The 14,736-nt window shown below is 60.6% G+C and carries 11 protein-coding genes; 5 read left to right on the top strand and 6 right to left on the bottom strand.

The features are described from left to right. Positions 1-159: 159 nt before the first annotated feature. The gene (locus tag C1X29_RS03235) at positions 160-1,182 is read right to left on the bottom strand and encodes a zinc-dependent alcohol dehydrogenase family protein (RefSeq protein ID WP_064381679.1); all 1,023 of its coding nucleotides are present in this window, start codon (positions 1,180-1,182) and stop codon (positions 160-162) included. A gap of 270 nt (positions 1,183-1,452) precedes the next feature. On the opposite strand from C1X29_RS03235, the gene C1X29_RS03240 reads away from it, so the two are divergent. Next, a complete protein-coding gene (locus C1X29_RS03240) occupies positions 1,453-2,367 on the top strand; it encodes a LysR family transcriptional regulator (protein ID WP_074690647.1) in 915 nt (304 codons plus the stop codon). A 58-nt stretch (positions 2,368-2,425) separates the two neighbouring features. On the opposite strand, the gene C1X29_RS03245 is transcribed toward C1X29_RS03240, so the two are convergent. Next, positions 2,426-3,676: an MFS transporter gene (locus C1X29_RS03245; protein WP_102716854.1), complete on the bottom strand. Its 1,251-nt coding sequence runs from the start codon at positions 3,674-3,676 to the stop codon at positions 2,426-2,428. Between the two features lie 102 nt (positions 3,677-3,778). Here C1X29_RS03245 and C1X29_RS03250 point away from each other — a divergent pair, with 102 nt between their 5' ends. Continuing rightward, positions 3,779-4,747 (top strand): AraC family transcriptional regulator, encoded by a 969-nt coding sequence (locus C1X29_RS03250; protein ID WP_102716855.1) that lies wholly within the window; start codon positions 3,779-3,781, stop codon positions 4,745-4,747. Between the two features lie 37 nt (positions 4,748-4,784). Here C1X29_RS03250 and C1X29_RS03255 read toward each other — a convergent pair whose 3' ends face one another. From C1X29_RS03255 to gcvA, 3 genes are all read right to left on the bottom strand, one after another. Further along, positions 4,785-5,546, bottom strand: coding sequence for an SDR family oxidoreductase (locus tag C1X29_RS03255; RefSeq protein ID WP_102686202.1), 762 nt, complete (start codon positions 5,544-5,546; stop codon positions 4,785-4,787). Positions 5,547-5,576: 30 nt separating this feature from the next. Then, a complete protein-coding gene (locus tag C1X29_RS03260; protein ID WP_102716856.1) occupies positions 5,577-6,404 on the bottom strand; it encodes a DMT family transporter in 828 nt (275 codons plus the stop codon). A 75-nt stretch (positions 6,405-6,479) separates the two neighbouring features. Then, positions 6,480-7,385, bottom strand: a complete 906-nt coding sequence (gene gcvA / locus C1X29_RS03265; RefSeq protein WP_102716857.1) for a transcriptional regulator GcvA — start codon at positions 7,383-7,385, stop codon at positions 6,480-6,482. A 429-nt stretch (positions 7,386-7,814) separates the two neighbouring features. Between gcvA and mexE the strand changes: the two genes are divergently transcribed. Genes mexE through C1X29_RS03285 form a run of 3 tightly spaced genes read left to right on the top strand, consistent with a single transcriptional unit; the run spans position 7,815 to position 13,693 of the window. After that, positions 7,815-9,068, top strand: coding sequence for a multidrug efflux RND transporter periplasmic adaptor subunit MexE (gene mexE / locus C1X29_RS03275; protein ID WP_011334072.1), 1,254 nt, complete (start codon positions 7,815-7,817; stop codon positions 9,066-9,068). A 15-nt stretch (positions 9,069-9,083) separates the two neighbouring features. Beyond that, positions 9,084-12,275, top strand: a complete 3,192-nt coding sequence (locus tag C1X29_RS03280; protein WP_085745737.1) for an efflux RND transporter permease subunit — start codon at positions 9,084-9,086, stop codon at positions 12,273-12,275. Beyond that, entirely contained in the window at positions 12,272-13,693 is a 1,422-nt protein-coding gene (locus C1X29_RS03285; RefSeq protein WP_011334070.1) for an efflux transporter outer membrane subunit, read from the top strand. Before C1X29_RS03280 ends, C1X29_RS03285 begins: the two co-directional genes overlap by 4 nt. Before the next feature lie 59 nt (positions 13,694-13,752). Here the strand turns inward: C1X29_RS03285 and C1X29_RS03290 are convergent, their stop codons facing one another. Then, a complete protein-coding gene (locus tag C1X29_RS03290) occupies positions 13,753-14,733 on the bottom strand; it encodes an HlyD family secretion protein (RefSeq protein ID WP_085745739.1) in 981 nt (326 codons plus the stop codon). Between the last annotated feature and the right edge of the window lie 3 nt (positions 14,734-14,736).

Here is a 14,736-nt window from a genome sequence, read left to right on the forward strand (position 1 = left end):
TCAATTATCAGGGTCTGGAGGGCAATTAGAAGATACAGATCGAGAGCAAAAACCAGTTCAGTTGCTGAACGTCCCCAGGCGTATGGCCCAGGGGCTTCTCGATATCTGAAGGATTAAACGCACAAGAGTCCGTGCGGCCACGGACTCTGATTGGAAGGGTCAGGCAGTTTCGATTTGCAGGGCAACCCGCTCGCGGCATGGGCATTCGTCCATGTAGCGGTGAGCTTCGACAAACTCGTTGAACGGAAACACACGAGTCTTGAGCGGCAGCAGCACACGGTCGGCAGTGAGCTGGTTGATATCACGCAAGGCACGCTGCAAGGCGACGTGATCCTGAATGATGCCGAGCTCCGGTTTGCCGGTGAAGTTGCCGATGCAATGCACGAAGAACTGAATGTTCTTCTGGAATGCTGCGCAGGCCGGAAATGGCGTCTGGTTGCCGCCCTGCAGGCCGTACAGCACCAGGCTGCCACGGGGTGCCAGCACATCGCCGAGCAGCGACATCTGTGGCCCGCCGAGACCGTCGAACACCACGTCGACGCCGCGGTTGTCGGTGATCTTGTTGATCCGCATCAACAAGTCTTCTTCTTCAGTGACGATCACTTTCTCGGCACCGAGCGACAGCAGATACTCACGTTCCTCCGCCGTTTTGGTGGCAGCAATCACCCGCACACCCAGCGCCTTGCCCAACTGGACGAAGGACGGACCGGCACAGTGGCTGGCGTCGGTCACCAGGGCGAACTGCCCGGGTTTGACCCGTGCCAGATCAACGTACCCGAAATAGGCGATCAACAGCGGCGTGTAATGCACGCTGGCTTCAATCGGGCTGAGCACGTCCGGATAGCGCGTCAGCGCGGTGCGCGGCAGAACGATCAGTTCGCCGTAGACCGGGTAATCGTTGGGGCTCTCGGCCGGGAAGCTGGCCACCTTGTCGCCCACGGCGAGATCTTCGACGCCGTCGCCGATCGCCGTGACCACGCCGGCCATTTCATGACCGAGGCCGGAAGGCAGACGCGCCTGGGACGACGCCAGATTCTGGCGCCAGAGCGTGTCATACCAGCTGATGCCGATCGCCTCGACACGCACCTGCACTTCGCCAGGACCTGGCTGAGCAGCCGCATGCTCTTCGCATTTGAGCACCTCGGCTGGACCAAACTTGTGAAAACGGATCGTGCGGGACATCGCAAACCTCGTCAAAGTAACCTCTAATGCCATGAACTCTATCTGGGCTTTCCAGCCAAGACTATCAGTGGCTATTAATAGTCGACATGCCTGTCATTGATTCCGCAGCATGGTCAGCATTGAAAAAAACCATGAAAAAACTGCTGCCGCCTTCTCAGTAAAGCTGAATTACCCGGTGCAGACTACCAGCCTTTCCCCGTAAGATTCATGCCGGCCATTGTTCTCATATGGTCGCTCTCGTCAAGCTTGATGACTCTGCCAGGACTCCAGATGAATCGTAATGACCTGCGTCGTGTCGACCTCAACCTGTTGATCGTGTTCGAAACGCTGATGCATGAGCGCAGCGTGACCCGTGCGGCGGAAAAGCTGTTTCTCGGCCAGCCGGCGATCAGCGCGGCGCTTTCGCGCCTGCGTGGCCTGTTCGACGATCCTTTGTTTGTGCGCACCGGGCGCAGCATGGAGCCTTCCGCCCGCGCGGTGGAAATCTTCGCCCTGCTCTCCCCGGCCCTGGACTCGATTTCGACAGCCGTCAGCCGCGCAGCGGAATTCGACCCCGCCACCAGCACTTCAGTATTTCGCATCGGCCTGTCGGACGACGTCGAATTCGCGTTGCTGCCAATGTTGCTCAAGCGCCTGCGCGCCGAGGCACCCGGGATCGTGCTGGTAGTACGCCGCGTCAACTACATCCTGATGCCCGGCCTGCTCGCCTCCGGCGAAATCTCCATCGGCGTCAGCTACACCACCGACCTGCCGGCCAACGCCAAACGCAAGGTCCTGCGCCGCAGCGCACCCAAATTGCTGCGCGCCGATACTGTGCCGGGACCGTTGAGTCTCGACGATTACTGCGCCCGACCGCATGCGCTGGTGTCGTTCGCCGGCGACCTCAGTGGTTTCGTCGATGAAGAGCTGGAAAAACTCGAACGTAAACGGCATGTGGTACTGGCGGTGCCGCAGTTCAACGGACTGGGTACGCTGCTGGCGGGCACCGACATCGTCGCGACCGTCCCCGATTACACGGCGGAAGCGCTGACGGCGGCTGGTGGTCTTCGCGCGGAAGATCCACCGTTGCCGACACGCACTTTCGAGCTGCACATGGCGTGGCGTGGGTCGCAGGATAACGATCCGGGTGAGCGGTGGTTGCGGTCGCGGATTCAGATGTTTTTTGGGGACCCTGACAGTCTCTAGGCTTCTATTGGAATATCTCCTGATTACGGACGGACTTGAAGCGTTTTGGCAAACCGCATCAAAGGTGCAACGCAGGCTTGGCCTGGCGAACGCCATCTACAGAAGGGACGCGGACCCGCAGGGCAATCAGCAGCGCGGCCAGCAGCATCAGCACGGCCGCCGCTACGAATACGGCGGCACTTCCTCCAAGGTTGAACATCGCACCGCCAGCGGCCGCGCCCGTTGCAATGGCGGACTGCACAGAGGCCACCACCATGCCCCCGGCGCTTTCCGCCTGATCAGGTACCGCGCTGGCGACCCAGTTCGACCACGCCACCGGCACACCACCAAAGGCCAGACCCCAGATCGCCAGCAATACCGCCTGCCCCGGCACCGACGCCGGCAACAGCACCAACGCCAGTGCTGCGACGCCGACCAGCGCGGGCATCAACACCAGAGTGGCCAGCGGGTAGCGCTCCAGCAGTCTCCCGGCTAACAACGTGCCGACGAAGTTCGCCACACCGAACCCCAGCAGCATCAGCGACAATCCTTGCGGGCCGATCCCGGTAGTCCCTTCTAGGAATGGCCGAACATAAGTGAACATCGCAAAGTGCCCGCTGTGCACCAGTACACAGCCGAACATGCCGATGGCGATGCCCGGACGCTGCAACACCTCGAAAACGGTGCGCAGTCTTGCCGGCCGGCGCGGCGCGAGGCGCGGCAGAGTGAGCGACTGGAAAGCCAGGGTCACCAGGCCTACCGCCGCCGCGGCAAAGAACGCGCTGCGCCAGCCATATAACCCGCCCAGATAACTGCCCAGCGGCACTGCCACCACCGTCCCAATGGCTATGCCGCTGAAAATGATCGACAACGCCCGAGGCAACAGAGCATTCGGCACCAGGCGCATCGCTACCGCTGCCGCCATGCTCCAGAACCCGCCAAGGGCAATACCCAGCAAGATGCGCATCAACAACAGCACCACGAAGCTGGAAGAAACGGCGACCAACAGATTCGAGGCGACCATCAACGTGGAAAAGCCCAGCAACACCCAACGTCGGTCGATGCTGCGGGTCAGACCTGGCACCAACAAGCCAGCGAACAGCGCCAGCACGGCTGTTACCGTCACCGCCTGGCCAGCCAGCGCTTCGGACACTCCCAGATCGTTAGCCATCAGCGTCAACAAACTCGCCGGCAGGTATTCAGCGGTCAGTAACCCGAACACACCCATTGCCAACGAGAAGACGGCCATCCACGCGGGCGTCGAAGGTTCCAAGTCCGCTCCTACGCCGCAATGGCGGTCGGATACGGTGTTACTTAAACAGTCAGTCATTGCAAGGATCTCCCAATGTTCATTGCGAGCCGAAGTCTAGGCGCCGGAAATCGGATGATCTATGATCCAAAGTCTCTACTTTTTGATCAAAACACCTGAACAATGTCTGCAGATCAGTTTGCTCTCTCCTCGGACCTCATCAATGAGCTATTGCGCGGCATGCGCCTGCGTGGCGTTGAATACCGGCGTATCCAGGCGGGTCCCACGTTCGGATTGGGCTTCGCGCAAAAGCCTGGGCACGCCTGGTTCCACTTCATGGCCGTGGGCAATGCGGAACTGCGAATGGAGGACGGCAACTCCTACGCGCTGTCTGCCGGCAACGCCGTGTTCATCTCCCATGGTGCGGCCCATCAACTGTTTTCCCATCCGGACGCGCCTGTTCAAGACATCGACGGTCTAGACGGCGAAACCTTGGGTGACACCATCAGTGCGGTGGATACCGGAACCGATGCCAGCCCCACACCGAGCACTCTCTTGTTCAGTGGTTGCATGGAGTTTGAACTGGGCAGTATCCATGGGCTCGGTCGGCTGATGCCGGGACTGATGCTGATTGATGCCGGCGGCCAGCGTTACCCCGGGCTGGTACCGATCCTGACTGCCATGGAACGGGAGGTCAGCGCCGCCCGCGTGGGCTTTGCCGGCATCCTCGCGCGGTTGGCCGACGTGGTGGCCGCCATGGTCGTTCGCGGCTGGGTGGAATGCGCCTGCGGCAATGCTTCTGGTCTGATCGCCGCCTTGCGCGATCCACGCTTGGCCGGTGCACTGCTTGCGCTCCATCAACAACCGGGCCGCGACTGGACCGTTGCGCAGTTGGCAGAGCACTGCAATACCTCACGTTCGGTATTCGCGGAGCGCTTCCAGGTCACGATTGGCATGACTCCACTGCGCTACGTGACCGAACTGCGAATGCGGCTTGCAAGCCAGTGGCTGACGCTCGAAAGGCTGCCGATTGAAGAGGTGGCGCAGCGTTTGGGTTATACCTCCCAGGCTGCGTTCAGTCGTGCATTCAAGCGTATTACGGGCAGGACACCGGGCTTGAGTCGCAAGGCGAGGCAGCCCGCGATTACTTGAAGTCGAGCGCAAGGAATCGATGATCCTTGCCCCTGTCTCACTTACCGCCCGTTACGTCGAGGAATGTACCGGTCACAAATGATGCCTCTGCGCTGGCCAGCCACAAAATGGCCCGCGCCACTTCCTCTGGCTGCCCGCCCCGGCCCATCGGGATTGAGTCCTTGACCCGATCGACCCGCCCCGGTTCGCCGCCGCTGGCGTGCATATCGGTATAGATATGTCCGGGTCGAATACAGTTGACGCGTATTCCTTCCCGGGCGACCTCTTTGGCGAATCCGATGGTGAACGTTTCCAGCGCACCCTTTGATGCTGCGTAGTCGACATATTCATTCGGACTGCCCAGACGGGCCGAGGCCGACGACACATTGATCACCACGCCGCCCGCACCGCCGTGCCGCAGAGACATGCGCTTAACGGCCTGTTGGGCGCACAGAATCGGCCCGAGCGCATTGACCGCAAAGATGCGTTGCATGCGTTCGAAGCCGAGGTTCTCCAGACGTGACTGTTGCGCCAGCACCCCAGCGTTATTGACCAGGACATCGATTCGCCCGAACGTGTGGTCGATCTCGGTAAAAAGACTCGCGACCTGCTCGGGATCGGCACTGTCGGCGCGCATCGCCAACGCCTTGCGCCCCATCGCTTCGATATCCGTCGCCACCGCCAGCGCGGCGGACTCATTGGCAACGTAACTGATCGCGACATCGTAGCCTTGGGCAGCAGCGAGTCGGGCGGTGGCGGCGCCTACTCCACGACTGCCACCCGTGATCAGAATCAGCGGAGCCTGCGAGACGTTGACCATGAAAACTACTCCTGAGCAAATAAAGCCGAATCAGCCGATGATGATCGCGCCGCTGGCGATCACCACACAGGCCAGCATCCGGCGGACGGTAAGTGTTTCGCCGAGGAACAGGTAGCCAAGCAGCGCCGCAAACAGCACGCTGGTTTCACGCAGGGCTGACACCGCGCCCAGCGGGGCTTCGTTCATCGCGTAGATAACGATTGCATAGGCAAGCAGAGAGACCAGCCCGCCCATTGCCGCAGCGAACATTCCGGGCCGGATCGAAAACAGGCTGCGGGCATCGCGCAAACCGATGTAGACCACCGGCATCAGCACGCCCCACAAGGCGCTCATCCACACCGTGTAGGCCAGCGGTGCACCGGAAAGCCGCGCGCCAATGCCATCGACCACGCTGTAAGCCGCGATAAAGCAGCCGGTTCCCAATGCGTAAGGCAGGCTGGGCACCGACAGGCTGCGTCCCCGAAAAGCCAGCGACATGATCCCTCCAGACACCAGTGCAATGCCGAGCAATTCGCCGGGGGTGATGGTTTCGCCGGCAAACAATGCGGCGCCCAGCGTGATCAACGCGGGCGAAGAACCGCGCGAAATCGGATAAATCTGCCCAAGATCGCCGACCCGGTAACTGCGCACCAGAAAGAGGTTGTAGCCAACGTGCAGCAATGCCGACAGCAGTGCATATCCCCAGCTCCGAGGTGCAGGCGCCACCATGAACATCGCAGCGACTGCGCAGACTAAGGCGATGGCAACGCACATCACCGTCATCGACCAGAGCCGATCGGCACCGCCGCGCAGCAGCGCGTTCCAGCTGGCGTGCAGCAGCGCGGCGAACAGGACAAGGAGGACGAGATGAGTAGGCATTGGCCATTTTAGGCAGCCCGAACGGCCGGATTACAGAGAAGACTCCTCACTGTGCCATGAGCGATTCTTCATACTTCAAACGAGCTCGCCCCGCACTTTAATTGCCTCGCTGAGTAACCACTCGCGAAAACTCACAATGTGCGGCTGTACCTCAACGCCCTTGGGACAGACGAAGTAGTAGGCAAGCGGTGACTGAAACGGCACATCGAACAGCCGCACCAGACGGCCATTGTCAATTTCCTTCTCGACATGCCCGCTGCGCACCAGAGCAATGCCATGGCCGAGCAAAGCCGCCTCGACCGTCATATTGGTATCGCCAAACCTGACGCTTTCCCGCAGCGGCAAAAACGCCAGCCCGACGGACTGGAACCACGCTTCCCATTTTGGCGCCAGTTCGGCACCGTCGCGAGCCAGCAGCGGCAACTGCAACAAACCGGCGGGACTGCCGGGCATTCCGACGCGTTGCAGCAGTTCGGGACTGGCCACCGGGAAAACCTGCTCACCGAACAAAAACTGTGAATACAGACCGGGATAGTCGCCCTTGCCCAAGCGAATCGCGACATCGGCTTCGCTGCTGGCGAAGTGGATGATCTTGTCCGTGGTGTCCAATGACACCAACAGTTCCGGGTGCTGGCGGGCCAGGCTCGGCAAGCGTGGCAGCAACCATTTCAACGCAAAGGAATAGGTCGTGCTGACGCTGAGCCGCACCCTGCCCTTTTGCTCGCGCAGATCGGCCAGCGTCGCCTCAAGGCTCATAAAGAACTCGCGCACAATCGGCGCCAGCGTAGCGCCCGCAGGTGTGAGGCGTAACGACTTGCCCCGTTCAAACAGCTGCAAGCCCCAAAGTTCTTCCAGATGCCGCAGCTGATGGCTGACCGCGCTCTGGGTCACATGCAGTTCCTGCGCGGCGGCGGTGAACGTCGGGTGCCGGGTGGATACTTCGAAAGCCCGCAAGGTCGCGGTCGGGGGTAGATCTCTCATAAACACAGGGTCCGGGAATGGCAAAACATCGAGGCATGAGTATCAGGTCATGTTAGAGCGAAATGTTGTGGGTTGCCTGTTCCAGGTAACAAGACTCTTGATGTTGGCGTATTGCTCCAGCAGCCAGGCGAGGTCTTTGTAAACAAGCGCCATATGCTCCGCAAGGATGTCGAGGCTCGGTAACTTCAGCGGAATATTTAATCGCCGCATAATCCTCACCGCGTAATTTCGCCTGCGACAGTTGCCGATCACGCAACACAGAATTGTCATCGAATCGATTGATAGCCTCCTAACGAAAGGTGCATGCTAGAGGGCTTTCCTCGGGCTTATATCATTCCGAATGATAGTTACCTTCGTGTCATTCGATTCGTTTGCCATCTACCCGCCGAGCATCATCCGCCCATCTTCAATACATTGGCGGATGCATCCATGGAACAATCACTCAAACATTTGCGCTTCCCGTTGGCTCTATTGGCCGTGCTGGTGATGAGCGCGTGCGGCAAGACTCCGGAAACCGCCGCCACCATGCCCGCTGCCAAGGTCAGCGTGGCCAAGGTGCTGGAACAACCGGTCAACGAGTGGGACGAATTCACCGGGCGCCTCGAGGCGCCGGAAACCGTTGAAATCCGTCCGCGGGTCTCCGGCCAGATCGACGAAGTCGCCTTCACCGAAGGTGCGCTGGTCAAGAAAGGCGACCTGCTGTTCCAGATCGACCCGCGTCCGTTCCAGGCTGAGGTCCGCCGCCTCGAAGCTCTGGTTGCCCAGGCCCGCGCCAACGCCACCCGCAGTGAAAACGAAGCCGGCCGTGGCGAACGCCTGCGTGCCAGCAACGCCATCTCCGCTGAACTGGCCGACTCGCGCACCAGCGCTGCACAAGAAGCTCGTGCTGCTGTCGGCGCGCTACAAGCGCAACTGGATCTGGCCAAACTGAACCTGAGCTTCACCCGTGTAACCGCACCGATCAGCGGCCGCGTCAGCCGTGCCGAGATCACCGCCGGTAACCTGGTGACCGCCGACACCACTCCGCTGACCAGCGTTGTGTCCACCGACAAGGTCTACGCCTACTTCGACGCCGACGAGCGTGTGTTCCTCAAATACACCCAACTCGCCCGTCAAGGTCAGCGCGGTGCAACTACTCCGGTGTACATGGGCCTGTCCAATGAAGACGGCAACCCGCACCTGGGCCAGATGAACTTTATCGACAACCAGGTCAACCCGAAGACCGGCACCATCCGTGGTCGCGCGGTGTTCGACAACAGCGACGGCAGCTACACCCCGGGTCTGTATGCACGCCTGAAACTGGTCGGCAGCGGCACCTACAACGCCATGTTGATCAACGACGAAGCGGTCGGTACCGACCTCGGCAAGAAGTTCGTGCTGGTGATGGATGGCGACAACAAGACCGCCTACCGCGCCGTCGAACTCGGTCCGAAGATCGAAGGCCTGCGTATCGTGCGCAGCGGCCTGAACAAGGACGACACGATCGTCGTCAAGGGTCTGCAACGGGTTCGTCCTGGCTCCCCGGTTTCGCCTGAAGTGATCCCGATGGCCAGCGAGCAAACCATTGCCGCTCTCGCTCAACAACGACAAGCGCTGGAAGCCAGCAACCTGCCCAAAGTCGCACCTGCCAAAGGCGCGCCGGGTTCGGTTGTGAAACTGGCTGCTGCGACCCCACGCGGTTAAGGGACGACAACTCCGATGAATTTTTCCCAATTCTTCATTTCACGGCCGATCTTCGCAGCGGTGCTGTCGCTGTTGATCCTGATCGCCGGTGCGATTTCGCTGTTCCAGTTGCCGATCAGCGAATACCCGGAAGTCGTGCCACCGACCGTGGTGGTGCGTGCCAACTTCCCGGGCGCCAACCCAAAAGTCATCGGTGAAACCGTGGCGGCTCCGCTGGAGCAAGCCATCACCGGCGTCGAGAACATGCTGTACATGTCCTCGCAGTCCACCGCTGACGGCAAGATTACCCTGACCATCACCTTCGCTCTGGGCACTGACCTGGACAACGCGCAGGTGCAGGTGCAGAACCGCGTGACCCGGACCGAGCCGAAACTTCCAGAAGAAGTGACGCGCATCGGTATCACCGTCGACAAGGCTTCGCCCGACCTGACCATGGTTGTGCACTTGACCTCGCCGGACAAACGCTACGACATGCTGTACCTGTCCAACTACGCGATCCTCAACATCAAGGATGAGCTCGCTCGCCTCGGCGGTGTCGGTGACGTGCAGCTGTTCGGTATGGGCGACTACTCGCTGCGTGTATGGCTCGACCCGAACAAGACCGCTTCGCGCAATCTGACCGCAACTGATGTGGTGACCGCGATTCGCGAGCAGAACCGTCAGGTGGCCGCCGGCCAATTGGGCGCGCCCCCTGCGCCGAATGCCCAGAGCTTCCAGCTGTCGGTCAACACTCAAGGCCGTCTGGTCTCCGAGGAAGAGTTCGAGAACATCATCATTCGCGCTGGCGATAACGGTGAAATCACTCGTCTGAAGGACATCGCCCGCGTCGAACTGGGTTCCAGCCAGTACGCCCTCCGTTCGTTGCTGAACAACCAGCCGGCCGTAGCGATCCCGATCTTCCAGCGTCCTGGTTCCAATGCCATCGAAATCTCGAACGAAGTTCGCGGCAAGATGGAAGAACTGAAGAAAAGCTTCCCGCAAGGCATGGACTACAGCATCGTCTATGACCCGACGATCTTCGTGCGCGGCTCCATCGAAGCGGTGGTTCATACCCTCTTCGAAGCACTGATTCTCGTGGTACTGGTGGTGATTCTGTTCCTGCAGACCTGGCGCGCCTCGATCATTCCCTTGGTGGCGGTGCCGGTATCGTTGATCGGTACGTTTGCGGTGATGCACCTGTTCGGTTTCTCGCTCAACGCCCTGTCGCTGTTCGGCCTGGTACTGGCGATCGGTATCGTGGTGGACGACGCCATCGTGGTGGTCGAGAACGTCGAGCGGAACATTGAACTGGGGCTCAACCCCTTCGATGCGACCAAAAAGGCCATGGGCGAAGTGACCGGCCCGATCATTGCCACGGCGCTGGTGCTGTGTGCGGTGTTCGTACCGGCGGCATTCATCTCGGGCCTCACCGGTCAGTTCTACAAGCAGTTCGCTCTGACCATCGCCATTTCGACCGTGATCTCGGCTTTCAACTCGCTGACCCTGTCGCCAGCGCTGGCCGCTGTGTTGCTTAAAGGTCACGACGCACCGAAAGACCGTTTCTCGCGAGTGCTGGACAAGATCTTCGGTGGCTGGCTGTTCCGTCCGTTCAACCGTTTCTTCGACCGCGCCAGCCATGGCTACGTCGGCACCGTGCGCCGGGTCATCCGTGGCAGCGGCATCGCCCTCTTCCTGTACGCAGGCCTGATGGTGCTGACCTTCTTCGGTTTCTCCAGCACGCCGACCGGTTTCGTACCCGGCCAGGACAAGCAATACCTGGTGGCCTTCGCGCAACTGCCGGACGCCGCGAGCCTCGACCGCACCGAAGATGTGATCAAGCGCATGTCCGACCTGGCACTGAAACAGCCGGGCGTGGAAAGCGCCGTAGCGTTCCCGGGCCTGTCGATCAACGGCTTCACCAACAGCCCGAACGCCGGCATCGTGTTCGTGACCCTGAAACCGTTCGACGAGCGTAAAGACCCGAGCATGTCTGCCGGTGCGATTGCCGGTGCCTTGAACGGCCAGTACGCCGGGATTCAGGAAGCCTACATGGCGATCTTCCCGCCACCACCGGTACAAGGTCTGGGCACCATTGGTGGTTTCCGCCTGCAAATCGAAGACCGGGGCAACCTGGGCTACGAAGAGCTGTACAAGGAGACCATGAACATTATTGCCAAGAGCCATAACGTTCCGGAACTGGCCAACCTGTTCACCAGCTACACCGTGAACGTGCCGCAGGTCGATGCCGCCATCGACCGGGAAAAAGCCAAGACCCACGGCGTGGCCGTCAGCGACATCTTCGACACCCTGCAGATCTACCTGGGTTCGCTGTATGCCAACGACTTCAACCGCTTCGGTCGTACCTATCAGGTCAACGTTCAGGCCGAGCAGCAGTTCCGCCTCGAATCCGACCAGATCGGCCAGCTGAAAGTACGCAACAACAAAGGCGAAATGATCCCGCTGGCGACCTTCATCAAGGTCAGCGACACCTCGGGCCCGGATCGCGTGATGCACTACAACGGCTTCATCACCGCTGAAATCAACGGTGCGGCAGCTCCGGGCTACAGCTCCGGCCAGGCCGAAAAAGCCATCGAGAAACTGCTCAAGGATGAACTTCCGAACGGCATGACCTACGAGTGGACCGACCTGACCTACCAGCAGATTCTGTCCGGCAACACTGCGCTGTTCGTGTTCCCGCTCTGCGTATTGCTGGCGTTCCTGGTACTCGCGGCTCAATACGAAAGCTGGAGCCTGCCACTGGCGGTAATCCTGATCGTACCGATGACCCTGCTGTCGGCCATCACCGGTGTGATCATTTCTGGTGGCGACAACAACATCTTCACCCAGATCGGCTTGATCGTACTGGTTGGCCTGGCGTGTAAGAACGCGATTCTGATCGTCGAGTTCGCCAAGGATAAGCAGGAAGAAGGCCTCGATCCGCTGGCCGCTGTACTGGAAGCCTGCCGTCTGCGTCTGCGGCCGATCCTGATGACCTCGTTCGCATTCATCATGGGTGTGGTGCCACTGGTGTTCTCCAGCGGTGCCGGTGCCGAGATGCGTCATGCCATGGGTGTGGCGGTGTTCTCCGGGATGCTCGGTGTGACCTTCTTCGGTCTGCTGCTGACCCCCGTGTTCTACGTGCTGATCCGCAACTTCGTGGAGCGCAGCGAAGCGCGCAAAGCGGCGAAGGCGAACAATCTTCAAAAGCCACTGGAGGCGCACCAATGAGTCTGAAAGTCTTCCTGCCGAGCCTGCTGGTGCTGGCCCTGAGTGCCTGCGCCGTCGGCCCTGACTACAAGACCCCGACGACGGAGGCGGCGAATATCACGTCCGCCACCGATGGCGCCGCCGGCCAGAAGAACTTCGACCGTTCGAAATTCGAAGGCATCTGGTGGCAGCAGTTCGACGATCCGACTCTCAACCAGTTGGTGACCCAATCGCTGCAAGGCAACCGTGAACTGCGCGTGGCATTCGCCCGCTGGAAAGCCGCCCGGGCAATCCGCGACGACGTCAGCAACGACGCAATGCCGACCATCACCAGCCGCGCCAGCAGCGACCTGGCCAAAGGTCAGATTCCGGGCCAGACCACCAAACGGGTCAACAGCGAACGCTACGACCTGGGTCTGGACATGGCGTGGGAGCTGGACCTGTTTGGACGCATCCAGCGTAATCTGGAAGCCAGCGACGCCGACCAGCAAGCGGCCGAAGCCGATCTGTATCAACTGCAAGTCACCATGATTGCCGAACTGGTGGACGCTTACGGTCAACTGCGCGGCGCCCAGCTTCGGGAAAAGATCGCCCTGGCCAACCTGAACAACCAGCAGGAGTCGCGCAAGATCACCATCAGCCTGCGTGACGCCGGCGTTGGCGATCAGCTCGATGTTGAACGGGCCGATGCCCGTCTGGCGTCGGTCGAAGCCAGCGTGCCGCAGTTGCAGGCGGAACAGGCCCGGCAGAAAAACCGCATCGCCACCCTGCTGGGTGAACGTCCGGACAAGCTGACCGTCGACCTGAGCCCGAAAGACCTGCCGGCGATTGCCAAGGCCTTGCCGATCGGTGATCCGGGCGAACTGCTGCAGCGTCGTCCGGACATCCTCAGCGCCGAACGCAAACTGGCTTCGGCCACGGCGCGTATCGGTGTGGCCAAGGCCGATCTGTTCCCTCGGGTCAGCCTTAGCGGTTTCCTCGGCTGGACGGCCGGGCGTGGTTCGCAGATCGGTTCCTCGGCGGCCAACGCCTGGGCACTGGGCCCAAGCATCACCTGGGCAGCGTTCGACCTCGGTAGCGTGCGGGCCCGTCTGCGCGGCGCCGATGCCGATGCCGAAGGCGCACTGGCGACCTACGAGCAGCAAGTATTGCTCGCGCTGGAAGAGTCGGAAAACGCCTTCAGCGATTACGGCAAACGTCAGCAACGGCTGATCTCGCTGATCCGCCAGAGCGAATCAAGCCGCAAGGCTGCCGACCTCGCCGAAATTCGCTACCGCGAAGGCACCACCGACTTCCTGGTGTTGCTCGACGCCCAGCGTGAACGTTTGAACGCCGAGGACAGTCAGGCCCAGGCCGAAGTGGATCTGTATCGCGGCATCGTAGCGATCTACAAGGCCCTCGGTGGCGGTTGGCAGCCGGAGACGGTCGCCAGCAAGTAACAGGTTTTTAAAGAGCTCCTTTGGTTGGCCGCAACCAACCAAATTTTTTGCCCCGCGTATCATTCGGTCGCGGGGCTTTTTTGTACCTGTCTTTCTCGGTTTTCCAGCACTGTGACCGTCGCCGTGGTGCCGGCTCTCAATCGATCCTTGCCTGCGTAATCAGGGTCGATGCCGATCCGCACCGGTACCCGTTGCGCCAATTTCACCCAGGTGTAGCTGGGGTTGATGTTGGCCAGCAATCGACTTCCCGGGGCGTTTTCCCGGTCGGCAATGGCGAAGGCGATGCTTTGCACGGTTCCACCGAATTTTTCCCCGCTCATCAATTCGATCCGCACACGATCACCCTCCTCGATCCGTGGCAGTTTGGTTTCCTCGAAATAGCCGCTGACATAAAAGGAGCCGCTGTCCACCAGTGCCAGCAGGGCGCTACCGGCCACCGCGTAATCCCCCTGACGGGTCAGCAGATTTGTGACGTAACCGCTGACCGGCGCTTCGACTCGGGTACGTTGCAGATCCAGTTCGGCCTGGGTCAATGCAGCTATCGCCAGTTGCACGTTGGCTTCAGCCAGACCGAGATTGGCCTGATTGCGCAACAGATCGGCCTGGGCAACCGCCACGTCAGTACTGGACTTCTCCCACTCCTCCCCGGAAATCGCGAACCCTTGCTTGAGCGTGCGTCGCCGGCGTTCTTCGCTCTGGCGCTGTTTGAGCAACGCTTCGCTGGCGACAATCGCCGCTTGCGACTGCCCGAGCGTGGCCTTTGAGACCTCCACCGAGCGTTTCGCATGCTCGACCGCGAGGCTGTAACGAGCCGGGTCGATCTCCAGCAACAACTGGCCCTTGTCGACATGCTGATTGTCCTGCACCGCCAGTGTGACGATGCGGCCCGAAACATCCGCCGACAGCGTCACCACATCCGCCCTCACCCGCGCATCCCGCGTCCACGGAGCTCGGGTGTAATGTTCCCAGGCAAACCAGCCAAGCACGATTGCCAGCAGCACCACTGCCAAGGTCGTCAATCGAGTGAGCAACGTCTTCAAGGT

Source organism: Pseudomonas sp. GW456-12-10-14-LB2 (assembly GCF_002884345.1).
Taxonomy (GTDB): domain Bacteria; phylum Pseudomonadota; class Gammaproteobacteria; order Pseudomonadales; family Pseudomonadaceae; genus Aquipseudomonas; species Aquipseudomonas paraglycinae.

Bases quoted from the DNA above. Each gene is read 5' to 3' on its own strand.
- C1X29_RS03260 (WP_102716856.1), bottom strand. From the start codon at position 6,404: ATGCCTACTCATCTCGTCCTCCTTGTCCTGTTCGCCGCGCTGCTGCAC.
- C1X29_RS03280 (WP_085745737.1), top strand. From the start codon at position 9,084: ATGAATTTTTCCCAATTCTTCATTTCACGGCCGATCTTCGCAGCGGTG.
- C1X29_RS03235 (WP_064381679.1), bottom strand. From the start codon at position 1,182: ATGTCCCGCACGATCCGTTTTCACAAGTTTGGTCCAGCCGAGGTGCTC.
- C1X29_RS03255 (WP_102686202.1), bottom strand. From the start codon at position 5,546: ATGGTCAACGTCTCGCAGGCTCCGCTGATTCTGATCACGGGTGGCAGT.
- mexE (WP_011334072.1), top strand. From the start codon at position 7,815: ATGGAACAATCACTCAAACATTTGCGCTTCCCGTTGGCTCTATTGGCC.
- C1X29_RS03245 (WP_102716854.1), bottom strand. From the start codon at position 3,676: ATGACTGACTGTTTAAGTAACACCGTATCCGACCGCCATTGCGGCGTA.
- C1X29_RS03240 (WP_074690647.1), top strand. From the start codon at position 1,453: ATGAATCGTAATGACCTGCGTCGTGTCGACCTCAACCTGTTGATCGTG.
- gcvA (WP_102716857.1), bottom strand. From the start codon at position 7,385: ATGAGAGATCTACCCCCGACCGCGACCTTGCGGGCTTTCGAAGTATCC.
- C1X29_RS03250 (WP_102716855.1), top strand. From the start codon at position 3,779: ATGTCTGCAGATCAGTTTGCTCTCTCCTCGGACCTCATCAATGAGCTA.
- C1X29_RS03285 (WP_011334070.1), top strand. From the start codon at position 12,272: ATGAGTCTGAAAGTCTTCCTGCCGAGCCTGCTGGTGCTGGCCCTGAGT.